Annotated in this window: 24 protein-coding genes; 16 read left to right on the top strand and 8 right to left on the bottom strand. The window is 68.1% G+C overall.

Annotated features, from left to right (window positions below; translation table 11 throughout):
- Positions 1–2 precede the first annotated feature (2 nt).
- The 8 genes from sctJ (at position 3) to asnB (ending at position 8,444) form a co-directional block, all read left to right on the top strand.
- On the top strand, positions 3–884 hold the full coding sequence (gene sctJ, locus FPJ27_RS13835) for a type III secretion inner membrane ring lipoprotein SctJ (protein ID WP_204421491.1): 882 nt from the start codon (positions 3–5) through the stop codon (positions 882–884).
- The gene (locus tag FPJ27_RS13830; RefSeq protein ID WP_072442324.1) at positions 881–1,627 is read left to right on the top strand and encodes a SctK family type III secretion system sorting platform protein; all 747 of its coding nucleotides are present in this window, start codon (positions 881–883) and stop codon (positions 1,625–1,627) included. The genes sctJ and FPJ27_RS13830 overlap by 4 nt, the downstream gene beginning before the upstream one ends.
- Complete coding sequence (gene sctL, locus FPJ27_RS13825; protein ID WP_034180508.1) at positions 1,609–2,238, top strand: type III secretion system stator protein SctL; 630 nt, start codon at positions 1,609–1,611, stop codon at positions 2,236–2,238. The genes FPJ27_RS13830 and sctL overlap by 19 nt, the downstream gene beginning before the upstream one ends.
- Positions 2,235–3,617 (top strand): type III secretion system ATPase SctN, encoded by a 1,383-nt coding sequence (gene sctN, locus FPJ27_RS13820; protein WP_204421490.1) that lies wholly within the window; start codon positions 2,235–2,237, stop codon positions 3,615–3,617. The genes sctL and sctN overlap by 4 nt, the downstream gene beginning before the upstream one ends.
- On the top strand, positions 3,610–4,365 hold the full coding sequence (locus FPJ27_RS13815; protein ID WP_204421489.1) for a hypothetical protein: 756 nt from the start codon (positions 3,610–3,612) through the stop codon (positions 4,363–4,365). Before sctN ends, FPJ27_RS13815 begins: the two co-directional genes overlap by 8 nt.
- A complete protein-coding gene (gene sctT / locus FPJ27_RS13810; RefSeq protein ID WP_034180505.1) occupies positions 4,359–5,168 on the top strand; it encodes a type III secretion system export apparatus subunit SctT in 810 nt (269 codons plus the stop codon). Before FPJ27_RS13815 ends, sctT begins: the two co-directional genes overlap by 7 nt.
- An 18-nt stretch (positions 5,169–5,186) precedes the next feature.
- Entirely contained in the window at positions 5,187–6,218 is a 1,032-nt protein-coding gene (locus FPJ27_RS13805; RefSeq protein ID WP_204421488.1) for an EscU/YscU/HrcU family type III secretion system export apparatus switch protein, read from the top strand.
- A gap of 258 nt (positions 6,219–6,476) precedes the next feature.
- A complete protein-coding gene (gene asnB, locus FPJ27_RS13800) occupies positions 6,477–8,444 on the top strand; it encodes an asparagine synthase (glutamine-hydrolyzing) (RefSeq protein WP_204421487.1) in 1,968 nt (655 codons plus the stop codon).
- Between the two features lie 54 nt (positions 8,445–8,498).
- Here asnB and FPJ27_RS13795 read toward each other — a convergent pair whose 3' ends face one another.
- The 6 genes from FPJ27_RS13795 to FPJ27_RS13770 form a co-directional block, all read right to left on the bottom strand.
- Positions 8,499–9,293 carry a lytic transglycosylase domain-containing protein gene (locus FPJ27_RS13795; RefSeq protein WP_204421486.1) on the bottom strand — a complete coding sequence of 265 codons (795 nt, stop codon included), beginning with the start codon at positions 9,291–9,293 and terminating at the stop codon, positions 8,499–8,501.
- Complete coding sequence (gene sctR / locus FPJ27_RS13790; RefSeq protein ID WP_034180501.1) at positions 9,290–9,964, bottom strand: type III secretion system export apparatus subunit SctR; 675 nt, start codon at positions 9,962–9,964, stop codon at positions 9,290–9,292. Before sctR ends, FPJ27_RS13795 begins: the two co-directional genes overlap by 4 nt.
- Positions 9,965–9,967: 3 nt before the next feature.
- Positions 9,968–11,122: a type III secretion system cytoplasmic ring protein SctQ gene (sctQ, locus tag FPJ27_RS13785; RefSeq protein WP_204421485.1), complete on the bottom strand. Its 1,155-nt coding sequence runs from the start codon at positions 11,120–11,122 to the stop codon at positions 9,968–9,970.
- A gap of 400 nt (positions 11,123–11,522) precedes the next feature.
- Entirely contained in the window at positions 11,523–11,921 is a 399-nt protein-coding gene (locus tag FPJ27_RS13780) for a winged helix-turn-helix domain-containing protein (protein ID WP_072442338.1), read from the bottom strand.
- A 453-nt stretch (positions 11,922–12,374) separates the two neighbouring features.
- Entirely contained in the window at positions 12,375–14,585 is a 2,211-nt protein-coding gene (locus FPJ27_RS13775; RefSeq protein ID WP_204421484.1) for a xanthine dehydrogenase family protein molybdopterin-binding subunit, read from the bottom strand.
- A 2-nt stretch (positions 14,586–14,587) separates the two neighbouring features.
- Complete coding sequence (locus tag FPJ27_RS13770) at positions 14,588–15,049, bottom strand: (2Fe-2S)-binding protein (protein ID WP_034180497.1); 462 nt, start codon at positions 15,047–15,049, stop codon at positions 14,588–14,590.
- A gap of 181 nt (positions 15,050–15,230) precedes the next feature.
- Between FPJ27_RS13770 and FPJ27_RS13765 the strand changes: the two genes are divergently transcribed.
- Positions 15,231–16,154, top strand: a complete 924-nt coding sequence (locus FPJ27_RS13765; protein WP_204421483.1) for an AraC family transcriptional regulator — start codon at positions 15,231–15,233, stop codon at positions 16,152–16,154.
- A gap of 256 nt (positions 16,155–16,410) precedes the next feature.
- Positions 16,411–16,917, top strand: coding sequence for a hypothetical protein (locus FPJ27_RS13760; protein ID WP_204421482.1), 507 nt, complete (start codon positions 16,411–16,413; stop codon positions 16,915–16,917).
- 18 nt (positions 16,918–16,935) lie between these two features.
- Here the strand turns inward: FPJ27_RS13760 and FPJ27_RS13755 are convergent, their stop codons facing one another.
- Complete coding sequence (locus tag FPJ27_RS13755; protein ID WP_072442345.1) at positions 16,936–17,427, bottom strand: hypothetical protein; 492 nt, start codon at positions 17,425–17,427, stop codon at positions 16,936–16,938.
- A gap of 369 nt (positions 17,428–17,796) precedes the next feature.
- Here FPJ27_RS13755 and FPJ27_RS13750 point away from each other — a divergent pair, with 369 nt between their 5' ends.
- From FPJ27_RS13750 to FPJ27_RS13740, 3 genes are all read left to right on the top strand, one after another.
- Positions 17,797–18,474 (top strand): response regulator transcription factor, encoded by a 678-nt coding sequence (locus FPJ27_RS13750; RefSeq protein ID WP_204423195.1) that lies wholly within the window; start codon positions 17,797–17,799, stop codon positions 18,472–18,474.
- Positions 18,475–19,056: 582 nt separating this feature from the next.
- The gene (locus FPJ27_RS13745; RefSeq protein WP_204421481.1) at positions 19,057–19,725 is read left to right on the top strand and encodes a M35 family metallo-endopeptidase; all 669 of its coding nucleotides are present in this window, start codon (positions 19,057–19,059) and stop codon (positions 19,723–19,725) included.
- Positions 19,718–20,128, top strand: coding sequence for a hypothetical protein (locus FPJ27_RS13740; protein WP_204421480.1), 411 nt, complete (start codon positions 19,718–19,720; stop codon positions 20,126–20,128). The genes FPJ27_RS13745 and FPJ27_RS13740 overlap by 8 nt, the downstream gene beginning before the upstream one ends.
- A 195-nt stretch (positions 20,129–20,323) precedes the next feature.
- Here the strand turns inward: FPJ27_RS13740 and FPJ27_RS13735 are convergent, their stop codons facing one another.
- A complete protein-coding gene (locus FPJ27_RS13735; RefSeq protein ID WP_204421479.1) occupies positions 20,324–21,877 on the bottom strand; it encodes a methyl-accepting chemotaxis protein in 1,554 nt (517 codons plus the stop codon).
- A 252-nt stretch (positions 21,878–22,129) separates the two neighbouring features.
- On the opposite strand from FPJ27_RS13735, the gene panE reads away from it, so the two are divergent.
- From panE to FPJ27_RS13720, 3 genes are all read left to right on the top strand, one after another.
- On the top strand, positions 22,130–23,077 hold the full coding sequence (panE, locus tag FPJ27_RS13730; protein WP_072442349.1) for a 2-dehydropantoate 2-reductase: 948 nt from the start codon (positions 22,130–22,132) through the stop codon (positions 23,075–23,077).
- Between the two features lie 270 nt (positions 23,078–23,347).
- A complete protein-coding gene (locus FPJ27_RS13725; RefSeq protein ID WP_204421478.1) occupies positions 23,348–24,307 on the top strand; it encodes an AraC family transcriptional regulator in 960 nt (319 codons plus the stop codon).
- A gap of 118 nt (positions 24,308–24,425) precedes the next feature.
- A complete protein-coding gene (locus FPJ27_RS13720) occupies positions 24,426–25,364 on the top strand; it encodes a substrate-binding domain-containing protein (protein ID WP_204421477.1) in 939 nt (312 codons plus the stop codon).
- Positions 25,365–25,413 lie beyond the last annotated feature (49 nt).

The raw sequence follows: 25,413 nt of genomic DNA, 5'->3' as shown, positions 1-25,413 counted from the left end.
CGATGACGACGATCGATTCGACGCCGCGCGCGCATGCGTGGCGCAGCCGGGCGGCGCGCGCGCTGCTCGCGGGGCTGCTCGTGCTGTTGGCCGGGTGCCAGAAGGAGCTGTACTCGGGCCTGTCGGAGCGCGATGCGAACCAGATGGTCGCGGTGCTCGGCGACGCGGGCATCAGCGCGTCGAAGGACAACGACGCGCGCGACACGTCGGACCGCAACGCATGGCTGGTCAGCGTCGCGGACGGCGACATGCAGTCGGCGCTCACGGTATTGCAGGCGAACGGGCTGCCGAAGCCGAGCTATGCGAGCCTCGGCGAGCTGTTCCAGAAGCAGGGCCTCGTGTCGACGCCGGCCGAGGAACGCGTGCGCTATCTGTACGGCGTGTCGCAGGACCTGTCGCGCACGCTGCAGGACATCGAGGGCGTGGTCGTCGCGCGCGTGCAGGTCGTGATTCCGGAGAACGATCCGCTCGCGGACAAGATCAAGCCGTCGTCGGCGGCCGTGTATATCCGCTATCGATCGGGCGTCGACCTGCGCGCGATGGCGCCGATGGTCAAGGATCTCGTCGCGCACAGCATCGAAGGGCTGCAGTACGACAACGTGTCGCTGTTCCTGCAGCCGGCCGCCGCGCAAGCAACGCGCGTGGACGGGATCGGCAGCGCGGTGACCGATATCGTGCGGCTGCGCTCGCCGCTCGGCTGGCTCGTGTTCGCGCTGATCCTGCTGACCTGCGCGGTGATCGCGCTGTCGGCGGCGCGGCGCGGAATGTTCGGCGCACGGCTTGCCGGCCTGCTCGGCGCGCCGCGCGGGGCCAATGGCGGCGCGTCCGCGCAGCCGGCCGGCGGCGGTCTGCGCACGCCGGACGGCGCGCGCGACGGCGCATGAGCGATTCGCATGCACCACCGGGTGACGCGGCCGCCCTGTCCGACACGGCGCCGCTGCCGTGGCTGCAGCCGCTCGCGCCGCCGCCCGCCGCGCGCCGTGCCGCGTTTCATGCGCTCGTCTGCGACTTCAACCTGCGGCCCGATCGTTACCTGCACGTGACGCGCGTGCCGGCCGACTGGCCCGCGCGCTATCGCTCGCCGGACGCGTTCGGCGCGGCCGGCCGCAAGCTGCTCGCGCGGCACCTGCTCGACGCGCACGGCGTGGCCGATCGGCACGATTTCGACGTCGCGAACCCGTGCGCGCGGCTCGCGCTGCTGCCCGGCGCGGCGCTCGAGCAACTGGCGTCGTATGCGGGGCTGCTGCTGCATCGCAACTGGCTGCGCGATGCGCTGACCGTGCGGCGCATCCGCGCGGAAGTCGCGGCCCGGCTCGGCGGCGACGCACTGGAACTCGCGCTCGAACGCGCGCCGGAATTCGGCGCGCTCGCCGACACGCTCGAACCGTGGCGCGCGGATCCCGCCGCGCTGCCCGTCGTGATCCGCGCACGCGGCGGACGGCTGCTCGCGGATTTCATCGGCGTGGCGGGCGACGCGATCGCGCGGCGCGCGCGCCTGAAGTTCAACCGCGCGATCGACGACGAAGCGCCGTACTGGCTGAACCGCACGCAGCGCGACCAGTTCGGCGAACTGATGTTCCTGTTTCTGATTCCCGAGAGGCTTGCGTCATGGGACTGGCTTTTCTGATCACGAGCGACAACCTGCAACTGCTGTCGGAGCGCAAGGTGCTCAAGGAGCGCGAATACGCGGCGCTGCTCGACGCGTCCGCGGTGATCGCGACCGCGCACGACGAGGCCGCACGCATCGTCGCCGACGCGCAGCGCGAATTCGACAAGCGGCAGGCGGCCGGCTACGACGAAGGGATGCGCCGCGCGCAGCGCGAGCAGGCCGCGCAGGCCTACACGCAGGCGCTTGCCGCCGCGCGCACGATGGAGACGATGAAGGACGCGATGGCCGACATCGTCGTGAAGGCCGTGCGCGCGATCGTCGGCGAGATGAGCACGCAGAAGCTGTACGAGGCCGCGCTGGCGCGGATCGCGCCGCTCGTGCGCGACGAGGCGTTTCTGGTCGTGCATGTTGCGCCGGGCCGCAAGGACGAAATGCGCGACGCGCTCGACGGTGCATTCGCGGGGCAATCGAACCGGCAGAAGATCCGCATCGTCGAGGATGCGCAGCTCGAACGCCATGCGTGCACGGTCGAGACACCATCCGGGCGCATCGACGCGAGCCTCGACCTGCAGATCGATGCGCTGCGCCAGGCGATCCGCCGCGATGCGCTGAAGGGCGCCGCGCGATGAACGTGCCGCTCGACGATACGCAGCCGTTCGGCAGCGGCGACGACGACGGCGCGCCGTTCGATCGCGGCCGCCTCGTCGGCGAACTCGACGCGGGGCTCGCGTTTTTCTCGCCGGTATCGGTGCAGGGCCGCGTCAATCACGCGGTCGGGCAAATCCTGAACGCGACGGGCATCCGCGCGCGGCTCGGCGAGATCTGCGAACTTCGCACGCCGAACCAGCCGACGCTGCTCGCCGAAGTGGTCGGCTTTTCGCGGCAGACGACGCTGCTCACGCCGCTCGGCGACGTGGCCGGGCTGTCGCCGGAGACGACCGTCGTGCCGTCCGGGCGCGAGCATGTGTTTCCGGTGGGCGAAGGGCTGTTCGGCCGCGTGCTCGACGGGCTCGGCCGGCCGCTCGACGATCGCGGGCCGGTGACGGGTGCCGCGTGGGTGTCGACGCAGCAGGACCCGCCGAATCCGCTCGCGCGCCAGATGATCGGCACGCCGTTTCCGACCGGCGTGCGCGTGATCGATGGGCTGATGACGCTCGGCGTCGGGCAGCGCGTCGGCATCTTCGCGCCGTCGGGCGTCGGCAAGAGCACGCTGCTCGGGATGATCGCGCGCGGTGCGCAGGCCGACGTGAACGTGATCGCGCTGGTCGGCGAACGCGGCCGCGAGGTGCGCGAATTCATCGAACACAGCCTGTCGCCCGAGGTGCGCGCGCGTTCGATCGTCGTCGTGTCGACGTCCGATCGTCCCGCGATGGAGCGCGTGAAATCCGCGCTCGTCGCCACCGCGATCGCCGAGCACTTCCGCGATGCGGGCAAGCGCGTGCTGCTGCTGGTCGATTCGCTGACGCGCTTCGCGCGCGCGCAGCGCGAGGTCGGCCTCGCGAGCGGCGAGCCGCCGACGCGGCGCAGCTTCCCGCCGTCGACGTTCGCGGTGCTGCCGCGCCTGCTCGAACGCGCGGGGCAGGGCGCGAACGGGTCGATCACCGCGCTCTACACGGTGCTCGTCGAAGGCGACGAGGAATCGGACCCGATCGCCGAGGAAGTGCGCTCGATCCTCGACGGCCATATCGTGCTGTCGCGCAAGATCGCGCTCGCGAACCGCTATCCGGCGATCGACGTGCTCGCGAGCCTGTCGCGCGTGATGCCGCTCGTCGCGAGCCGCGCGCACCAGCAGGCGGCCGCGCGCGTGCGCGAGCTGATCGCGAAGTACCAGGAGATCGAACTGCTGGTGCAGATCGGCGAGTATCGCGAAGGCAGCGACCGGCTCGGCGATCTCGCGCTGCGCGCGCGCGACGCGATCGGCGCGTTCTGCGCGCAGGCGTCGCACGAGGACGTGCACTTCGACGCGCTGCTCGCGAAGCTGACGAAGCTGGCGAACGATCATGTCTGAAGCCGACGATCGCCTCGTGCTTGCCACGCTCGCGCGCCTGAAGCGCGTGCGCGAGATGCGCAGCCAGATCGCGCGCGTCGCGGCCGCACGCCAACAGGGCATCGCCGCGCAGAGCCGCCGCGCGCTCGACGCCGCGCACGCGCAGCTCGCGCAGCAGGTGGCCGCGAAGGCCGCGATCCAGACGCGTCTTGCCGACGATGTGCGCGAGGCGCGCGCGCTGCAGAACGCGGCGGCCGATACGCGCACGTTCGACCGGCACATCGGCACCGCGAACGCGTCGGTGAGCGAGGCCGCGCACGTGCATCGCGGCCACGAGGCGACGCTGGCCGACCTGCAGCGCGCCGCGCGCAAGGCGAAGGCCGCCGAGGACAAGCTCGACAAGGCCGGCGAGAAGGCGCTGCACGCGCGCGCCGCGCGGGTCGAGCGCGATGCCGACGAAGTCGCGGACGGCTACGCGGTGCGGCGCTTCGCGACGGCCGGGGTATGGTCAGGCGCGGCGGGCGACCTGGCCGGCCACGCGGCCGCGCAGCCGGAAGCGGCCGCCGCGTTCGACGCGGAGATGGCCGCCCGGCCGGCCGCTGCGGAAGCCGGCTCGGTCGACGCGAGCGACATGAGCGACATGAGCGACATGAGCGACATGAGCGACATGAGCGACATGAGCGACGCAGCCGCTTCAACCGCCTCAACCACCCCGGCCGCCCCGGCCGACGACCCCGAGCCGCCCGCCGCCGCGGAGCGCCGATGCTAGACCAGGCCGCGGGTTTCAACGACGTCGCGGGTACGCTGCGGCCGCTGCTCTACGTGATGCCGCGCCTGTTGCCGATCATGTTCGTCGTGCCGGTGTTCAACGAGCAGATCATCACGGGGCTCGTGCGCAACGGGATCGCCGTCGTGATCGCCGCGTTCGTCGCGCCGGCGATCGACTCCGCGCAGGTGGCTGCGCTGCCGTTCCTGATGTGGTGCCTGCTCGTCGCGAAGGAGGCGGTGGTCGGCATGCTGCTCGCGGGCGCGTTCAGCGCGGTGCTGTTCGCGATCCAGGGCGTCGGCTACCTGATCGACTTCCAGACGGGCAGCGGCAGCGCTGCGTTTTTCGATCCGATGGGCGGCCACGAGGGCGGCCCGACCTCGGGCTTCCTCAATTTCGTCGCGATCGCGCTGTTCGTCACGGCCGGCGGCCTGCAGGTGCTCGTGCAACTGTTCGCGCAGTCGTATGCGTGGTGGCCGATCGGCTCGCTCGGCCCCGATTTCTCGTCGATGCTGCAGACCTTCATCGTGCGGCAGACCGACACGATCTTCGAATGGATGGTGAAGCTCGCCGCGCCGGTGACGATCGTGCTGGTGCTCGTCGAGCTCGGCATCGGCCTCGTCGGGCGCGCGGTGCCGCAGCTCAACATCTTCGTGTTCTCGCAGCCGCTGAAGAGCGCGCTCGCGCTGCTGATGATGGTGCTGTTCCTGCCGGTGGTGTACGCGGCGCTGCATTCGCTGCTGAGCCCCGACAGCGGGCTGATGGCGCTGCTGCGCGCGCTGTTCGCCGCGCACGGCGGCGCCTGAGCGCGCGACGGAGCCGATATGGCCGAAAAGGACCAGAAGCCGACCGCGAAGCGCCTGCGCGAGGCGCGCGAGAAAGGCGATGTGCCGAAGAGCGCGGAAACGATTTCGTCGGCGTTCTTCGTCGGCGTATGCGTCGCGCTCGCGGTCGGAATCGGCACGCTGTTCGCGCGGTTGCAGTCGCTGTTCCGGCTCGTGTTCGACGCGGTCGGCGCGGCCGACCCGTCCGCACGGATCGCGGTGCTGATCGACGGTGCCGCGCGCGACTGGGCGACGCTGTCCGCGCAGATCGTCGCGGCCGGGCTGCTGGCCGGGCTGCTCGCGGGCTTCGTGCAGGTCGGCGGCGTGATGGCGTGGAGCCGGCTCATGCCGCAACTGTCGCGGCTCAATCCGGCCGAGGGGCTGAAGAACCTGTGGTCGATGCGCAACCTCGTCAATCTCGCGAAGATGCTGCTGAAGACGGTGCTGCTCGCCGCGACGCTCGGCTGGCTGATCGTCGAGTCGCTCGACCCGTCGGTGCAGTCGGGTTTCACGCGGCCTATGTCGATCCTCGCGCTGATCGTGAAGCTGCTGATGCTGCTGTTCGGCTGGGCCGCGCTGATCTACATCGTGATGGCGCTGATCGACATCGTGCATCAGCGTCACGAGTTCAACCAGAAGATGAAGATGTCGATCGACGAAGTGCGACGCGAGCACAAGGAGGACGAGGGCGACCCGCACATCGAGGCGAAGCGCCGGCAGCTCGCGCGCGAAGCGCAGTTCGCGTCGCTGCCGGACCGGATCGGTTTCGCGTCGGTGGTCGTCTATTCGCCGCGCGTCGCGGTCGCGCTCTATTACGGCGGGATCGGCACGCTGCCGTGGGTGCTCGCGCGCGGCGAAGGCGAGGCAGCCGAGCGGATCGTGCGGCTCGCGCGCGACGCGCTGCGCCCGACGCTTGCGAACGTCGGGCTCGCGCAGGCGCTGTACGAGACGACACCCGAGAACGGCACGATCCAGCAGCAGCATTTCCGCGAGGTCGCGCAGTTGCTGAAATGGGCGACCGGCGCTGTCTGACGCACGCGGCGGCGGGCATATCCCCCTTTTTCCGGTCAGCGAACCGGCGTGGCCAATCGCTCCATTTCGATATGGCCCTTTGCGCGGTCATGCGTGTGCGGCGCTTGACGCCGTTTTTTTTCCGGTCGCGGCCCGAATTCACCAGTGAATTATTGCTGAATTATTTCTTCGTAATATGGCTCGACCGTCACGCCTGACAGCGGGCCGCGAGGTTGCGCCGCGCGTGACGGAACAAGTCAACAGGGGCAGACAAATCACATGTGTGGAATCGACGGCTTTCTGAATACCGTCGCCATCGATGAGGAGACAGCGCGCGGCACGCTCGCGCGAATGACGGCGAGCCTCGCGCATCGCGGGCCGGACGGGCAGGGCATCTGGGTCGATCCGGATGCCGGCATCGCCCTCGGCCACCGGCGGCTGGCGATCGTCGACCTGTCGGTGCATGGCCGGCAGCCGATGGCGTCCGCGTGCGGCCGCTACGTCATGGTCTTCAACGGCGAAATCTACAACCATCGCGAACTGCGCGCGGAGCTCGAGCGCGCGGGTCGCGCACCGGCGTGGCGCGGCCACTCCGACAGCGAGGTGCTGATCGCGGCGATCGTCGCGTGGGGCGTCGAGGCGACGCTGCGGCGCGCGACCGGCATGTTCGCGTTCGCGCTGTGGAATCGCGCATCGCGGGTGCTGACGCTCGCGCGCGACCGGATCGGCGAGAAGCCGCTCTACTACGGCCGGATCGGCGACGCGCTCGTGTTCGCGTCGGAGCTGAAGGCGCTGCGCGGCTATCCGGGCTTCGACGGCACGGTCGACCGCGACGCGCTGTGCCTGTACCTGCGCCAGTCGAGCGTGCCCGCGCCGTACACGATCTATCGCGACATCCGCAAGCTGCCGCCCGGCACGTACATCCAGTTCGAGCATGCGCGCGACACGCCGCGCGTGCGCGCGTACTGGACGCTCGAACAGGCGATCGAGAGCGGCCGCGAGCAGCCGTTCGAGGGCAGTGCCGACGAGGCCGTCGGCCAGCTCGACGCGATCCTGCGCCAGGCCGTCGCGCGGCAGATGGAAGCCGACGTGCCGCTCGGCGCGTTCCTGTCGGGCGGCGTCGATTCGTCGGCGATCGTCGCGCTGATGCAGGCGCAATCGGCGACGCCGGTCGACACGTTTACGATCGGCTTCCACGAAGCCGGCTATGACGAAGCCGGTTACGCGAAGGCCGTCGCGCGCCATCTCGGCACGCGGCATACCGAGCTTTACGTGACCGCCGACCATGCGCTCGGCGTCGTGCCGAAGCTGCCGTCGATCTACGACGAGCCGTTCGCCGATGCATCGCAGATCCCGACCTTTCTCGTGTCGGAGCTGACGCGCCGGCATGTGAAGGTGAGCCTGTCCGGCGACGGCGGCGACGAGCTGTTCGGCGGCTATACGCGCTACTTCCTGACGCCGCGCCTGTGGCGCAAGCTGCATCGCGTGCCGGCCGCCGTGCGCGCGCGGATCGCCGCCGCGCTGCATGCGCTGCGGCCCGATCACGCGGACCAGCTCGCGGCCGTCGCGCAGGGCGCATGGGGCGGCGTGGAGGCGCGCGAATCGGCGTCGCGCATCGGCGACCGCCTGCACAAGCTCGGCCATGTGATGACGGCCGAGAGCCGCATCGGCCTGTACCGGCTGCTGATGTCGTCGGTGCATCATCCCGAGCGCATCGCGCTGTCGGGACAGGAGCCGCCGACGCCGCTCGACACGGTGTCCGCGTGGCCCGCGCACCTGAGCTTCGCCGAGCAGGCGATGGCGATCGATACGCTCACGTATTTGCCGACCGACATTCTCGCGAAGGTCGACCGCGCGGCGATGGCCGTGAGCCTCGAGACGCGCATGCCGTTCCTCGACCATCACGTCGTCGAATTCGCGTGGCGCGTGCCGGCGTCGGTGCGTTTGCCGGAAGGGCAGTCGAAGGCGCTGCTGCGCCGGCTGCTCGACCAGTACGTGCCGTCCGCGCTGATCGACCGGCCGAAGCAGGGCTTCTGCGCGCCCGTCGATCACTGGCTGCGCGGCTCGCTGCGCGACTGGGCCGAGGCGTTGCTGCGGCCGTCGCGGTTGCGCGAAGAGGGTTTCTTCGATGCGGCCGCGGTCGAGCGTCTGTGGCGGCAGCATCAGACGGGCCGGATGAACTGGCAGCATCAGTTGTGGACGGTGCTGATGTTCCAGGCGTGGCTGGAGGCGCAGCGGGCCGGGTGACGCGGCGTTCGACTTGCCGGCGACGGTCGGCGCGTACGCCCGCGCCGCACCGGTTTACTGGTCGAGACACCGCACGCACAGCCGCTTCGCCTGGTTCGCCGGCAGCCCGCGGCACATCATCACCACCGGGCGCGCGTGACACGAAGGCGCATCGGCGGACGCGGCAGGCGACGCCAGCCGCCGCGCGTGTTCGGGCGGCGTGGTGGCGGCCGCGTCCATACGCCGGCGGCGCTCGGGCGGCGGCGTGTCGCTCACGACCGGAATTGGTTCGACGCCGCCTTCGCGCGCGTTGCGCTGCGCGCTCGCGACGACGCGGCTCACGTAGCCGCTCGAGAAACCGGTCGTGAAGTTGCCGCTGTAGTAGCACGACAGTGCCGCGCGCAATGCGGCCTGCGCGGCGCGGCCGGTGCCCGACGAGCGCGCGAAGCATTCGGTCAGGATCGCGCCGCCGGCCCGCAGGTTGCGGCACGGCTCGAACATCGTCGCTTCGTCGAGCCCGTATTTCGAGAAATTTCGTTCGTTCACCTGCGCGAGGCCGACGCTGTAGCTGAAGCCGCGCGACGCAAGCTCGCGCGCGGTCGCGCGCGCCTCGTCGAGCGACGCGGGCTGGCGCGCCAGGTGGCCGCCGACCACGCCGATCGCATACGGATTGAAGCCCGACTCGGTGCGCACGAGCGCGGCGAGCGTGTCGGGATCGACGTTCGGCGCACAGGCGCGCGCGAGTTGCGCGAAGCCCGCGCCGCTGGCCGCATGCGCGATGTGCGGCTGCATTCCGGCGCATGCGAGCACGAGCAGCCCGACCAGCGCGCACAGGTGCGCGGCGGCGGTTCGCAGGCCGCGCGCATTCATCCCGCGCCCGCCACGCGGTACGACAGCACGAGCCCGTGCACGAGCAGCGACCAGCCGTCGAGCGCGACGAACAGCAGCAGCTTGAACGGCACCGAGATCGTCGTCGGCGAGATCATCTGCATCCCGAGCGCGAGCAGGATGTTCGCGACCAGCAGGTCGACGACGATGAACACGATATAGATCACGAAACCGATCTGGAATGCCTTCGTCAGTTCGGCGAGCGTAAAGCTCGGCACCAGCACGAGCAGGTCGTCGTCCTTGATGCCGTCCGCGCGGTTCTTCGGCCAGACCGACGTCGCGGTGCGCACGAAGAATTCGCGGTCGCGCTGCCGCGTATGCGACACGAGGAAATCCTTGATCGGCGGCAGCGCGGCATCGGCGAGCGCGCCGACGTCGGCGGTCGACAGCTGCCCCGATGCGTCGAAGTGGCGCGCCTGCAGTGCGTCGCGGATCGACATCCCGACGGGCGCCATGATGAACAGCGACAGGATCAGCGCGATGCCGTTCAGCACGAGGTTCGGCGGCACCTGCTGGATCCCGAGCGCGGAGCGCAGGAGGCCGAGCACGACCACGAGCTTCGTATAGCTCGTCACCATCAGCGCCGCGAACGGCGCGATGCCGAGCGCGGCGATCACCGCGATCAGCGCGACCGGATTCGGCAGGTTGCCCATCGCTCAGCGCTCGCGCGGCGCGGGTTGCGTCAGCGTGACGACGCGCACGCCGAGTTTCTGGCCGACCGCGATCAGGTGGCCGGTGCCGATCAGCATCCCGTTCGCGACCAGATGGATCACGCTCTGGTTGATTCCCTGCTGCAGCTCGATCACGGCGCCCGGCTGCAGCGCGCTCAATTCGCCGAGCGGCATCGACGTGGGCGGCAGCTCGAAGCGCAGGTCGACCGCGAGGCCGTCGAGCGTGCGCGGCGCATCGGCGGGCGGCGCGTCGTGCGCCGTCGCGGGCGTGGTGTCGGTGCGGGTCGGTTCCAAAGGCATCTCCCTGATTCGTTCGACGGTCAGCCGGTTGCCCGACGGCCGTCCGATGATCTCCCATGCCGGCGCGGCCGGCAGCCGCGCGACGCACAGCAGGTTCTGCTCGTGCGCCTGCCAGCGCTCGATCGCGATGATGTCGCCGCCGACGACATCGGCCAGTTCGGCCGTCGTCAGCTCGGTGCGGCCGATCTCGAACACGAGCGGCACGGGCAGGTTCGCATAGGCCGCGCGCGTGTCGGCGAGCGCGGCCGGCGCGGCCGCGAAGAACACGGCCAGCGCATCGGGCGCGTCGAACAGCAGTGCGCCGTGGCAGCGCACTGCGCCGTCGGCACGCCGCAGCTCGAAGCGCAGCGCGGCCGGCGATGCGCGCCAGGCGGACGCGCTCGCGGGCGGCGGCAGCAGTTCCACGCGCTGCCGCGTCGCGGCCTGCAGCACGGCCGCGAGCGGCGCGCACAGGTCGGCGAGCAGTGCGGCGCGGATCACGGCCGGCACGGCCGGGTCGGCCGCGTCGCCGAGCCATTCCGTTTCCGCGATCGGATCGATCCATAGCGTGCCGGTGGCCGGGCCGACGACGAAGCGATAGGCGTGCGCATCCGCGGCCGGCTCGGCATCGATGCGCCAGCGCACCTCGTACGCATGCTCGCCGAGCGTGACCGGAACGGCGCCGGTCGCGCAGTACGCGTGCGACAGCCCGCGCGCGGCGGCGGTGGACAGGCGCGGCAGGTAGGGCGACGCGTCGAGCGCGACCGCGGCCGGCGCAGCGGCGGGCGGCACGGAAGCGGCGGGCATGGCCCGGTTCGCGGCGTCGCCGGCGTCGGCATTCGTCAGGAACTGCGCAGGCACGGCGGGATCGGGGCGGATTCGGCGTCGGTTCGACGGGTTGTTATGGGGCCGGTGACGCGGACGGGCACGCGGCTGCTGCGTCGATTGTAGGGACGGCCATGGCTGTGTGCCGCGCCGGAATCCGTAGTCGCGTGCATCGCGCGGCGACGGGGAGCGCAGGGCGCTACGAAGCGTGACACCGCGTGATGGAATGCCGCGCAGCGCGATGCGCGGCGGCGGGCGGCCAAAAGCAACCGCCGCCCGGAGGCGGCGGTCGGGTCGCGACTGGCTGGCTGGCTGGCGGGCAGGGCGGCGTGCAGGCCGCATCCGGCTGGCGGGACGCGAAGCGCTGCGAACCTGCACAGCGCGGTGGGGGGAGTGTTGCTGGCGCGCCGCGAGCGGGCGGCGCGCGGGTGAATCGTCAGGCGTAGTCGGCGGCCATCATGGCCGGCGGCGCGGCACGCAGGATCGGCGCCGCATCGTGGCGCTCGACGTGCGTCATTGCCGCACCGAACAGCACGAGGCGATAGCCCACCGCATAGATCGGGATGATCCGCAGGTTCTTGTCGTGCTCGAGCTGCAATTTCGAGCGGATCCGCGAGATATGGGTATCGAGCGTGCGCGACGACACGGCGAGTTCACGGCCCCATACGGCTTCCTGGATTGCCTGCCGCGGCACGACCTTGTTCATGTTGTCGAGCAGGAATTCGACGACGTCGAATTCGCGCGGCGTAACGTCAATGACCTTGTTGTCGATTTCGATCGTGCGGCGCACGAAATTGATTTTTATGTTGTCGATGTACAGGTATTTGCAATCCATGGTGGCCCTCGCATGTCCATAAAGGAGTGTTTTGCGGGTTACGTACTGCAACTTCCGGGCCAAGGGAGGGAAGGTCAGGTGTCGGCGGGGGGCGTGCCGGGCGCGGGCGGTGTGGAGCCTTGAATTTAAAAGAATTTTTAACGCGGAGAGCGGGGGCGGGTGATGAAGCGGGCGGAGCAATTTTGAAGAATTGTTACGTAGCATCGAGGAGGCGACGTTACGGGCGTTACGTCTGACGTAACGTGTGGGGGAGGCGGCATTCGTGGCGGGCAGCACATGGTTTTTTGCCGGACCGCGAACCCTACATCGAACCCTACGTGGTTTGATGAATAGGCTATTTAAATCAATTGGTTGTGAGTGTTTTTTGCCGACATCGAACCCTACATCGGCCACGCTTCGACAAAAGACGCCGGCCGAGAGACGTTTCCATCCCCCAGCCGGCGTTCCGGCTCATCAAGCCTTCGCGCTATCCGCCGAATCGAACGGCAGCACGTAATGCCGCTCGCCCGTCGCCGCGAAGATCGCGTTCGCGACTGCCGGCCCGATCGGCGCGACGCCCGGCTCGCCGACCCCGGTCGGCGCTTCGGCCGACGGCACGATATACACCTCGACCTTCGGCATCTCGGCCATCCGCAGCACGTTGTAGCCGTCGAAGTTGCGCTGTTCGACCTGGCCGTCCTTCAGCGTGATCGCGCTGTGCAGCGCCGCACCGAGCCCGAAGCCGATGCCGCCTTCCATCTGCGCGGCGACGATGTCGGGATTGATCGCGATCCCGCAATCCACCGCGCACACCACGCGCTCGACCTTCACCTTGCCGTCCGCGTCGACCGACACCTCGGCCACCTGCGCGACATAGCTCTTGAACGCCTCGGCGACCGCGATCCCGCGCCCGCGGCCCTTCGGCAGCGGCTTGGCCGGATCCCAGCCGGCCTTCTGCGCGGCCAGTTCCAGCACCGCGCGCATGCGCGGCTCCTTCGCGAGCAGGTCGCGGCGGAACGCGTATGGATCCTTGCCGGCGGTGTGCGCGGCTTCGTCGATGAACGCCTCGACCGCGTAGGCCGTGTGCGAGCTGCCGACCACGCGCCACCACAGCACGGGCACGCCCGTCTTCGCGGTGGTGAGCTCGACCGACACGTTCGGCACTGCGTACGGCAGGTTCGCCGCGCCCTCGACCGACGTCGCGTCGATGCCGTTCTTGACCATGAACGCCTCGAACGGCGTGCCGGCGAGGATCGACTGGCCGACGATCCGGTGGCGCCAGCCGACCAGCTTGCCGTCCGCGGTCAGGCCCGCGTCGAGCTTGTGGAAGTACATCGGCCGATAGAGGCCGCCCTGGATGTCGTCCTCGCGTGTCCACTGCAGCTTGACGGGCTTGCCGTCCGCGCCGAGCGCCTTCGCGATCGACACGGCCTCGACCACATAGTCCGACCACGCGTTCGCGCGCCGGCCGAAGCTGCCGCCCGCGTACAGCGTATGGATCTTCACCTGCTCGGGCTTCAGGCCCGCGACCTTGGCGGCGTTCGCCTGGTCGATCGTCTGGAACTGGTCGCCGGCCCAGATCTCGCAGCCGTCGCGCGTCAGCTTGACGACCGCGTCGAGCGGCTCCATCGGTGCGTGCGCGAGATACGGGAATTCGTATGTCGCGCTGAGCTTGCGCGCGGCGCCGGCGATCGCCGCGTCGGCGTCGCCGTCCTTGCGCGCCGACGTTCCCGGTTTCTCCGCGAGCTGCCGGTATTCGCGCATGATCTCGGCCGAGCCGCGCTTTTCGGCGTTGCTTTCGTCCCATTCGACCTTCAGCGCGTCGCGGCCCTGCTTCGCGGCCCAGAAGCCCGTCGCGACGACCGCGACGCCGCGCGGCACCTGCACGACCGACACGACGCCCGGCACCGCCTTCGCGGCCGTCGCGTCGAACGACTTGACCGTCGCGCCGAAGCGCGGCGGGCGCTGCAGCAGCGCGACGCGCATGCCGGGGAAGGTTGTGTCGAGCGTGAAAGGCGCGGTGCCGTTCGATTTCGCCGATGCATCGACGCGCGGAATCCGCTGGCCGATCAGCTTGAAATCGGCCGGCTGCTTCAGCACGACCTTGTCCGGCACGGGCAGCTTCGATGCGTCGGCGACGAGCGTGCCGTAGGCGGCCGTCTTGCCGCTCTTCGCATGCGTGACGACGCCATTGGCCGTCGTCAGCTCGCCGGCCGGCACCTTCCAGCGGGCCGCGGCGGCCGACACGAGCATCGCGCGGGCCTTGCCGCCCGCTTCGCGCAGCTGCTGCCACGAGTTCGCCATCGCCGAGCTGCCGCCCGTGCCCTGCATCGTGCCGAACGCGAGGTTCGCATAGCGCTTCGCGTCGGCCGGTGCGCTTTCGACGCGCACGCTCGACCAGTCGGCGTCGAGCTCCTCGGCGACGATCGTCGCGATGCCCGTATACGCGCCCTGGCCCATTTCGACGTGCTTCGCGATGACCGTGACGGCGCCGTCGGGCGTGATACGCAGGAACGCGTTCGGCGCGAAATCGGCGGCCGGCGCGGTTGCGGCGAGCGCGCGGCGGCCGAGACCGGCCCATTCGAAGCCGATGGTCAGGCTGACGGCTGCCGCGGCGCCCGCGGCCTTCAGGAACGTTCGGCGCGACGGACGCACCGAATCGCGGTTGTCGAGTTCGATCGTCATGGTCAGGCTCCCAGCGTCGCGGCCGCGTCGTGGATCGCGGCCCGGATGCGGGCGTAGGTCGCACAGCGGCACAGGTTGCCGTTCATCGCGGCGTCGATGTCCGCGTCGGTCGGCTTCGGGTTCTGTTCGAGCAGTGCGGTGGCCGACATGATCTGGCCGGACTGGCAATAGCCGCATTGCGGAACCTGCTGCTTGACCCACGCGGCCTGCACGGCCTGCGCGGGCTTGCTCTGCAGGCCCTCGATCGTCGTGACGTGCTTGCCGGCGATACCGGCGAGCGGCAGCACGCACGAGCGGACGGCCTGGCCTTCGAGATGCACCGTGCACGCGCCGCACTGCGCCATGCCGCAGCCGAACTTCGTGCCGGTCAGTCCCGCGTGTTCGCGAATCGCCCAGAGGACGGGCATCGACGGATCGGCGTCGAGCGTAACGTTCTTGCCGTTGAGGACAAACGAGGTAGGCATTTTGGTTGTCTCCGTGGGGAAAACCCGGCATGCGCCCGGTTAGCGGGCAGTGTGCGCGAGCAGCCGGTTTTTGCGTCTACCCAATCCTGCAAATTTATTGAACAATCCTGCAAATCCCGGGCACGCCGTGGGCCGTTTCGCTATGCTCCCGCGACATGGGGAAATCAATCGAGGATTCGTCATGGACATGACCGATATCGCGGCGTCGCGCGAATCCGGGCGGCGCGAGCTGGCGTCGCTGATCGGCCGCTTCGCACCGGCGGATGGCTCGCATTCGACCGCTGTGCCGGGCCTGATGCTGCATCGGCACACGCGTCCGGTCGATCTCGGCTGCGCCGTGTCGTGTGCCGCGCTGGTGATCGCGGGGCAGGGCGCGAAGCGCGTAATCGTGGCCGGCCACGCTTACGAATACGACACGCAGAATTGCCTGATTACGTCGATCGACTTGCCGATCCTGTCGCGCGTGACGCGCGCGTCGCCGGAGGAACCCTACCTGTGCCTGTCGCTGAGGCTCGATCCGCAGCGGATCGTGGAGCTCTCGGCCGAGATGCGGCTGCCCGAGCCCGACGCGGGCCCCGAAGGCGAAGGGATCGCGCTCGCCGAGCTGACGCCGCCGCTGCTCGACGCCGCGCTGCGGCTGTTGCGGCTGCTCGATACGCCGGCCGACATTCCGGTCGTCGCGCCGCTGATCGAAAAGGAACTGCTGTACCGGTTGATGACGAGCGGGCAGGGCACGCGGCTGCGGCATATGGCGATCGCGGGCAGCCAGACGCACCGGATCGCGCGCGCGATCGAATGGATCCGCGATCACTACGCGGAGCCGATGCGCGTCGAGACGCTCGCGCAGGCGGTCAACATGAGCGTGTCGTCGCTGCACCACCATTTCAAGCACGTGACGACGCTAAGCCCGTTGCAGTACCAGAAGCAGTTGCGGCTGCACGAGGCGCGGCGGCTGTTGCTGCGGCAGGGCGGCGACGTCGGGTCGGTGGCTGCCGTGGTCGGCTACGAGAGCGCGTCGCAGTTCAGCCGCGAATACAGCCGGCTGTTCGGCGCGCCGCCGATGCGCGACGTCGTGCACCTGCGGAAGAAGGAACTGCTGGGCTGATGCGGCGGCGGCCGACGCTCGCCGAAGTGCGTCGGCAGGCCGAGCGGCACGCGATCGAGGAAATACTGCTGCGCCATCACCACCAGCATGCGGACGTCGCGGCGGCATTTCGCGCGCGACGCTGTACCGCCTGATGACCGCGTCCGCTCAAGACCGTGCGGCGGCGGCCGTTAAAGCATGAAATGGCCCGTCCGGACCGCCGGCGCATCGATGCGCGCGGCCGGCACGCGGCGTATCACGCTTATCCGGGGTTATCGTGGCAGAGTGCAGTCACTGCGGCAGGACGTTCCTGGTCGGCGGGCAGTCGATCGACGGCCGCCGCTATTGCAGTCCGGCGTGCGCGCACGCGCATCCGATCGTCGTCGAGGCCGAGCGGGTGCCCGACGCGAAGGTCCGGCAGTACGTCGACGACTGGCGGTATGGGCCGTGCCCGATTTGCCTGCGCGAAGGGCATCCGGTCGACGTCCACGCGTCGCATCGCGTCGTATCGCTGGTGTTCGTCACGCGCTGGGCGACGCGGCGCCACGTGTGCTGCCGCCGCTGCGGCCGCAAGAAGCAGGCGATCGCGCTGCTTGCATCGGTCACGCTCGGCTGGTGGGGGCTGCCGTGGGGCATCGTGCTGACGCCGATCCAGCTCGCGCGCAACGCGCTCGGGCTGGCCGCGCGCGATCCGGAGGTTGCGACGCAGCAGTTCGAGCAGCTCGTGCGGCGCAAGCTGGCGGAGCGCCGGCTGCAGCGCGCGCGGCAGGGCGCCGGCGCCTGACCGCGCACCGCCGCCCGGTCAGGCCGGCCGTTCGAAGCCCGATGCGACCCAGCGCTCGGCACTGGCCTTGCTGAGCTTGAACCCGGCCGATACCTTCGCGTCGGCCAGCAGCTCGCCGTACGGATCGAACGCCTTGAGTTGCGCGTACGGCTCGAACTCGTCCGGCACGATGTCGAGCGTCACCGACACATCCTGCCCGTCCTCGCCCTGGACCGTCACTTCCTTGTGCAGCATCGCGCGCCGCTGCTGCTCGTGCCGCATCAGCACCTCGGTCGCGGTCTTCACGAGCGTGCGGAACGCGTTCGCGTCCATCGGCTTCGGGTTCTTCTTGTCGCGGCCCATGGTCCACGGCCCGACGAGCGCGGGTTCGGACTCGCCGTCCTTGATCATCTCGACGGCCCAGCCGTCGTCGTCTTCGTTCTTGATGATGCGGGCGGTCCAGCCGTTGTCGCGCCAGAGGCCGTCTTCGTGGATGGAGGTGTCGTCGGATTGCAGGTCGGATTCGGTCATGGGGAAAGCTGGGAGTACGGGCAGCCGGAGTATGGGCAGCCGGCAAAAGGGCAGTGGTGCGCGGCCGTCGTCGGCGCGTCGCTCGCCGCCGGGTGCCCGGAGTGGCATGCAAACGCCGCAATTTTACCTGCTGGCCGGCCGCAAGGGCTCAATGCCGGCCGTCCGGCCGATGCCGGGCATCTGAACCGACGCAAATATCAAACTCGTATTACGTCTCCGGCGGCCAATCCCGATGCCGTCCGATATCCCGCCCGCGCGCGGCTTCATAGAATCGATCTTCGGGATAAAAATATCCCGGACATCCTTTCAACGCCAAACCGGCCGCGCGCGTTCCGCGCCGCGCGGCCGGTGAACCACCTGGAACTGCGCATGAGGAAATTCAATGTTCGCATCGTTTTCGCGTACGACTGGCCGTTGACGCTGGCCGGCATCGAGCAGATCGCCGGCAGCGCCTGTGCCATCGAGCTCGTCGCGGTCTACCGGAGTGCGGCCGAGCTGGTCGCGTCGCTCGGCGGCGTCGACTGCGACATCGTGCTGGTCGATTATTCGATCCGCGGCGACGAGCAGATGGACGGCCTCGCGCTGTTCGACTGGCTGCGGCGCACGCGCCCGAACGCCGGAATCGTCGCGCTGGTCGGCAACGAGAACCCGCTGATCTTCCGGTCGATCCTCGCGATTGGCGGCGTGAGCATCGTCAGCAAGTTCGACGAAGTCGGCCATATCGTCACGGCGATCCATTCGAGCTACAGCGGCGGGCGCTACCTGTCGCCGTGCGTCAGGCGCGCGGTCGATGCGATCGGCGAGCGCGGCGAGGCGCCAGTGAAGCTGTCGGCGCGCGAGATCGAGGTGATTCGCCTATATCTGTCGGGCGTGTCGATCAAGACGATCGCGCAGCGCCTGAGCAAGGGCAAGCAGACGGTCAGCGCGCAGAAGATCAGCGCGATGAAGAAACTCGGCGCGAACAACGACGTCGAGCTGATCCAGCGGGCGGCCGGGCTGGGGCTGGGCATCGGTGCGGCCGCGCCGCGGGCCGGCGGCGCGGTGTGAGCACGTGCGCGCCGGGCTGGTCATTCGGTCTGCGTGAAGCGCGCGTAGACCGCGTATAGCTCGATGCCGTGGAGGCGGTTTTCGGCCGCGTCCATGACGAGCGCGCATTGACCGTGAACCTCAACACGAGATAGTTCACCGAAGTTCACCGAATTGGATCGAGGTGGATGTACTTGCGGGCGGGCACCGACGATAACACGTGGTCAGTGCCGAGATTGCGGCGCATCGTCGCGCGTAGTTCGTGAACGTCGGCACTCGATTGATCGCCCATCCTTCCACCAGTTTTGCGGAGAGTAACGGAATTTCAATTTAAGTGGGAGTGCGAGGCAAAATAATACTCGTCCTATAGACAATGCAATTATTGCCGGCGACCGTATATGGTCCATCCGCGCATAAGGTATTCGAGCTTATGGTCCAGAAAGAACATGACTCCGATCGCCCACATCGCAAATGTCCGCTATCGAGTCGTTACCGACACGGGACAGACTTTTTTCGGCGCCACTGACAGTGCTGACCGAATGCGCCGTTTCGCCACTGACGCAGCAGCGTCCTTGAAAATCTATACGAAGGGATTTTGAAGAAATGAACGATTTTGACGTGAATGATGGTGGGGAATGGTTCCTTGTACATTCAGGTGCGGTTACCAATACCAACCCCGGCTCGACGGTTGAAGTAAGGATCAATACGGAGAGAATTTGTCAAAACATGACAAACAGTGAGTTTCGGGGAATGATTTTACGTCAGCGCGATCGTGCCGTTTCCCTGGTTGAGCAGAGAATCCTGGAATTGCAGCGTTGGTCTAACGCTGACGAGGCGCGTGTGCTACAGTGGTTCGGCAAGGCAGACGAAGCGACCTGCATAACATTACTTGCAGGTCTGACGGCAATCGCACGGGTATTAAAGGGGATGTCGGCATTCAATTTTACCCGATGGGATAGCGATCGATTCAGGTATATCGGATGCGTTCCGAATCCAAATAAATCCGGTGTCGCTGCATCTGTTTGCGCACCGGACACGGCAACTCATACAATTGCCATACATCCTGATTTTTGCTCTATGCGTCATTTTTCGTGGGATAAGGATTCTGTAGTTTCCACATTGATTCATGAGGTCAGTCACTTTGATGACACGATGGCTACCAAGGATCATCGCTACTTTATCGCGGAATGTCTGACCTTCGGATCGGAGAGTCCGGATCAAGCCATCAATAATGCTGATAGTGTTGCTGGATACGTAATTTATAATGCATAAATTCATGCTTGGTATATTGCTTGCTGCATCCAATTCGGCATTTGCATGCATCGCGAGCGAGAATTTTGATATATATTTTAATAGGAATGACGCAACCATATCGAACTCGGAAGTCGTTCGCATCGCAAATTGGGTGGCCGAAAAAAAGATTAATTATGCCAATCACGCAACAAAAGAGACGACGTTAATTAGTGGTCACGCTGAAGAAGATGAACACGGGGCGCAGGCACTTGCACAATCACGACTGCAAGTCGGGCGTGCGCTGCTAGAGCAATTGGGCTTTCTACGCGGGACCGTTCGGGCAAGCGTACGCGTCTATTCGCATGGCGACGTGGACAACGGGCGGCGCGTGGAAATTTCCTTCCTGCCCGATTGCCCTAACAAGTGCTGCACCGGGAAGTAACATGACGCGGGACCCACCGCGCAAGCGTCGTTCGGAACAGCGCCCCATTCGCTTCCGAATGCTGGCCGGCGCTGCGCGGCGAGCAGGTGGATGTGTTCGACGCGCTACCGGTGGGCACAGGCATGAGGGCGTATGACGAAGCCAGGGGCGCGCGGGCGTGGCAGCGGCAAGCCGCGCCCGCACGCTCCCCCAGGATCAGGCCGGCAACGCGAACCGCGTGACGGCGTCGCGCAGTGCTTCGGCCTGATCGCGCAGCGAATGCGCGGCGGCCGCCGCCTGTTCGACGAGCGCCGCGTTCTGCTGCGTGACCTGGTCCATCTCGCCCACCGCGCGATTGACCTGCTCGATCCCGGCGCTTTGCTCGCGCGACGCATGGCTGATTTCGTCGAGGATCTCGTTCACGCGCCGCACCGACTGCACGAGCTCGGCCATCGTCTCGCCCGCGTGCGTGACGAGCGTCGCGCCGTGTTCGACGGTCTCGTTCGACGACACGATCAGCGACTTGATCTCCTTGGCGGCCGTCGCCGAGCGTTGCGCGAGCGAGCGCACCTCGGCCGCGACCACCGCGAAGCCGCGGCCCTGTTCGCCCGCGCGCGCGGCTTCGACGGCCGCGTTCAGCGCGAGGATGTTGGTCTGGAACGCGATCCCGTCGATCACGCCGATGATGTCGCCGATCTTGTGCGAGCGGCCGGTGATCTCGTTCATCGTGCGCACGACGTCGTCGACCACCGCGCTGCCGCGCGTCGCGACCTGCGCGGCCTGGCCGGCGAGCGATGCGGCCTGCGCGGCGCTGTCCGCGTTCTGCTTCACGTTCGCGGTCATCTGGTCCATGCTCGACGCGGTCTGCACGAGCGCGGCCGCCTGTTCCTCGGTGCGCTGCGACAGGTCGGTGTTGCCGGACGCGATCTCGCTCGCGCCGACGTTGATGTTCTCGGTGCCCATCCGCACGCGCGACACCATGTCGATCAGCCCGCCCTGCATCGTGTGCAGCGCATGCAGCAGGCTGCCGCGATCGTCCTGCTTCACGGCGACGCGCGCGGTCAGGTCGCCCTGCGCGATGCGCTGCGCGGCGTCGAGCGCAACCTCGAGTTCGCCGCCGAGGCTCGCGCGCACGCTTTTCAGCACCAGCACCATCACGGCGGTCGCGATCGCGCCGAGCACGGTCGTCATCGCGAGCCAGCGGCCGATGCTCGCGAGCACGGCCGAGTGCACGTCGTTCATGTACATGCCCGTCACCAGATACCAGTCCCACGGCGCGAAACGCTGCACGGCGCTGGTTTTCTCCTGCGGCTTGTCGGCGCCCGGCTTCGGCCACAGATACTCGACGAAGCCCTTGCCGCCTTCCAGGTTGCCGGCCTTCACGATCTCGACGAACAGGTGCTTGCCGTTCGGATCGGTGAAATTCGACACGTCCTTGCCGTTGAGCTCGGCCTTGATCGGATGCATCACGATCGCGGGCTTCGAGTCGTTGACGGAGATGTAGCCGTCGGCGCCGTAGCGCATCGCGGCGATCGCCTCGAGCGCCTTCTGCTTCGCGTCGGCCTCCGGCATCGCGTTCTGCTGCGACAGCTTGTAGTAATGGTCGGTCACGCTCGCGGCCTGCGCGACCAGCGCGGCAAGCTGATCGCGGCGGTCCGCGATCATCGATGTGCGCGTCTGCCACGCGCCGAGCCCGGCGATCACGAGCAGGCCGAGCCACAGGATGACGATCATCGAGGCGAGTTTCTGATTCAGGGAAAGGTTGCGCATGGTATGTGGTCGGTCAGTCGAGGATGCTCGCCGGAACGGCGTGACGGGGTAAGTGTCTTGACGGCAGGCGACGCGCGTCGCCGTAGGCGGGAAATCCCTTAGAAATGGTGCGGTCGCTCATGCCGTCGACGTGGGCACGGGTATCTATGCATATGCATAACGGGGCATGGCTATACTGTCGGAGCGATTGCGCGCGCCGGGCGCCCGGGCGGGCGGCGGCGCGGCGCCGAATGAAACCGAAAGGAGGCAACGATGCGAATTCTGGTGGTAGGGGCCGGCGCGGTCGGCGGATACTTCGGCGGCCGGCTGGCCGCGGCGGGGCGCGACGTGACGTTCCTGGTGCGCGACGGCCGCGCGGCCGCGCTGGCGCGCGACGGGCTGCTGATCCGCAGCCCGCGCGGCGACCTGACGCTCGCGAACGTGCAGACCGTGCGCGCGGGCGATGCGGGCGCCGGGGTCGCACCGTTCGACCTCGTGCTGCTGAGCTGCAAGGCGTACAGCCTCGACGACGCGATCGCGTCGTTCGCGCCGTTCGTCGGCCCGCAAACGCTGATCCTGCCGATGCTCAACGGGATGCGTCACCTCGACGTGCTGCGCGACCGGTTCGGCGCCGCGCAGGTGCTCGGCGGGCTGTGCGTGATCGCGGCCACGCTCGATCGCGAGCAGCGCATCGTGCACCTGAACGACACGCATGGCGTGTCGTTCGGCGAACTCGCCGGCGGCGAATCGCCGCGCGTGCGCGCGGTGGCCGACGTGCTCGGCGGCGCGGGCTTCGACGCGACGCTCAGCGACGACATCGCCGCGCGGATGTGGGAGAAGTGGGTATTCCTCGCGACCCTCGCCGCGAGCACGTCGCTGTTCCGCGGCTCGGTCGGCGACATTCTCGCCGCGCCGGACGGCCGTCGCCTGCTCGAGACGATGCTCGGCGAATGCAGCGCGATCGCCGAACACAATGGCCACCGGCCCGACCCGGCGGCGATCGAGCGGATGCAGCGGATGGTGCTGACGCCGTCGCCGCTGACCGCGTCGATGCTGCGCGACGTCGAGAACCATGCGCGCGTCGAAGCCGATCACGTGATCGGCGACCTGCTCGCGCGCCGCGACCCGCAGGCGGCCGATGCGCTGTCGCTGCTGCGGATCGCATACAACCACCTCAAGGCGTACGAGGTGCGCACGGCGCGCGAGCACGCAGCCGCGTAAGCCATCGGCGCGCGCATCGCACCGACCCGGCGGCCGCCGCCCGGTGCCGTTGCGCGCTGCACAAATTTGCTGTCCGGCGCCGTTTACGGCCGGAAAGCGCAAAAAAGTATCGGAAATCAGGCGTAAAGTTGGTGGAGCCGCGCGCGCGATCGACCTACATTGCTTCCCATGCGACCGGTCGCGTCGCCGCGCGAAACACGCGAATCACGCGGCGCACGAGCGAACAGCCGAACAGGCCGGCCAGCGATACATGGGAATGGAGACGCCAACATGATGCATCCCGATCTCGAAGTGGTCGAAGTGCGACGCGACGAGTCGTTCAAGGTCTGGTCGCACGGTTACCCGTATCGCACGATCCGCTGGCATTTCCATCCTGAATTCGAACTGCACCTGATCGTCGCGACGCGCGGCAAGTATTTCGTCGGCGATCACATCGGCTCGTTCGGCCCCGGCCATCTCGTGCTGCTCGGCCCGAACCTGCCGCACAACTGGGTCAGCGACATGGCAGAAGGCGAAACCGTCGAGCGCCGCAACCTCGTGATCCAGTTCGCCCCGGCGTTCGTGCGCCGCTGCATGGATGCGTTTCCCGAATGCCGCGATGCGCAGGCGCTGCTCGACGACGCGCGGCGCGGCGTCGGCTTCGACGATGCGACCAGCGCCGCAATCGCACCGCTGTTCGACGAACTGCTGGCCGCGCGCGGCATGCGCCGCATCGCGCTGTTCATGACGATCCTCGAACGGCTTTGCGGCGCCGCCGATCGCACGCTGCTCGCGAGCCCCGCATACGACCAGGCGGACGTCACGCCGACGCGGCTCAGCCACGCGCTGTCGTATATCGGCAAGAACCTCGCATCCGAGCTGCGCGAGTCCGAACTCGCACAGCTGACCGGGCAGAGCGTCAGCGCATTCTCGCGCGCGTTTCACCGCCACACAGGCATGCCGTTCGTCCAGTACGTGAACCGGCTGCGGATCGAATCCGCGTGCCAGATGCTGCTTGCCGACGACGCGAACATCACCGACATCTGCTTCCAGGCCGGCTTCAACAACGTATCGAACTTCAACCGCCAGTTCCGCTCGGTGAAGGGGATGGCGCCGTCCGAATTCCGTGCGCTGCAGCGCCTGAACGCGCGCAGCCGCGAGCTTGCGCTGCACGCGGCGCCCACCGGCAATCCGATGCCGCCGCGCGTGCTGACGCCCGGCGCGCCCGAACTCGCGCCGCAGCCCGGATGATCGCCGGGCCGCCGCCCGCCTGAACGTTCCACACCGTTTCACCCGGCCGATCGCGTCGCTCACGTCGCGAGGGGCTCGTTCAACCTCGAAAAAGCCGCACATAAATGGAGACACCGTCATGACGCACGCATCGCCCGCTTCATCATTCAGCCGCGCCGCCCGGATGGCGGCCCTCGCCGCGTTCGCGGCCTTGCTGCCCGCAGCCGTCGCGCATGCCGCGCCGCTGCGGATCGGCATGACGTTCCAGGAACTGAACAACCCGTATTTCGTGACGATGCAGAAGGCGCTGAACGATGCGGCCACGTCGATCGGCGCGCAGGTCGTCGTGACCGACGCGCATCACGACGTCAGCAAGCAGGTGAGCGACGTCGAGGACATGCTGCAGAAGAAGATCGACATCCTGCTCGTGAACCCGACCGATTCGACCGGCATCCAGTCGGCGATCACGCAGGCGAAGAAGGCCGGCGCGGTCGTCGTCGCCGTCGATGCGAATGCGAACGGGCCGGTCGATTCGTTCGTCGGCTCGAAGAACTACGACGCGGGCGTGATGTCGTGCGAATACCTCGCGAAGGCGATCGGCGGCAGCGGCGAGGTCGCGATCCTCGACGGCATTCCGGTCGTGCCGATCCTCGAACGCGTGCGCGGCTGCAAGGCCGGGCTCGCGAAATTCCCGAACGTGAAGCTCGTCGACACGCAGAACGGCAAGCAGGAGCGCGCGACCGCGCTGTCGGTCACCGAAAACATGATCTCCGCGCATCCGAACCTGAAGGGCATCTTCAGCGTGAACGACGGCGGCTCGATGGGTGCGCTCGCGGCGATCGAGGGTTCCGGCAAGGACATCAAGCTGACCAGCGTCGACGGTGCGCCCGAGGCGATCGCCGCGATCCAGAAACCGAACTCGAAGTTCATCGAGACGACCGCGCAGTTCCCGGCCGACCAGGTGCGCATCGCGCTCGGCATCGCGATCGCGCGCAAGTGGGGCGCGACGGTGCCGAAGGCGATTCCGGTCGACGTGAAGGTCGTCGATCGCAGCAATGCGAAGGGCTTCAGCTGGTGAACGACGTGCGATGCGACGCGAAGGGGGGCGGCATGGCCGGCGCCCTTCG

Origin of the sequence: Burkholderia sp. MS455 (assembly GCF_016899445.1) — a bacterium.
Lineage (GTDB): Bacteria > Pseudomonadota > Gammaproteobacteria > Burkholderiales > Burkholderiaceae > Burkholderia > Burkholderia pyrrocinia_C.
Note: the sequence above shows the minus strand (reverse complement) of the source record. Positions and strands in the feature narration are given on the sequence as shown.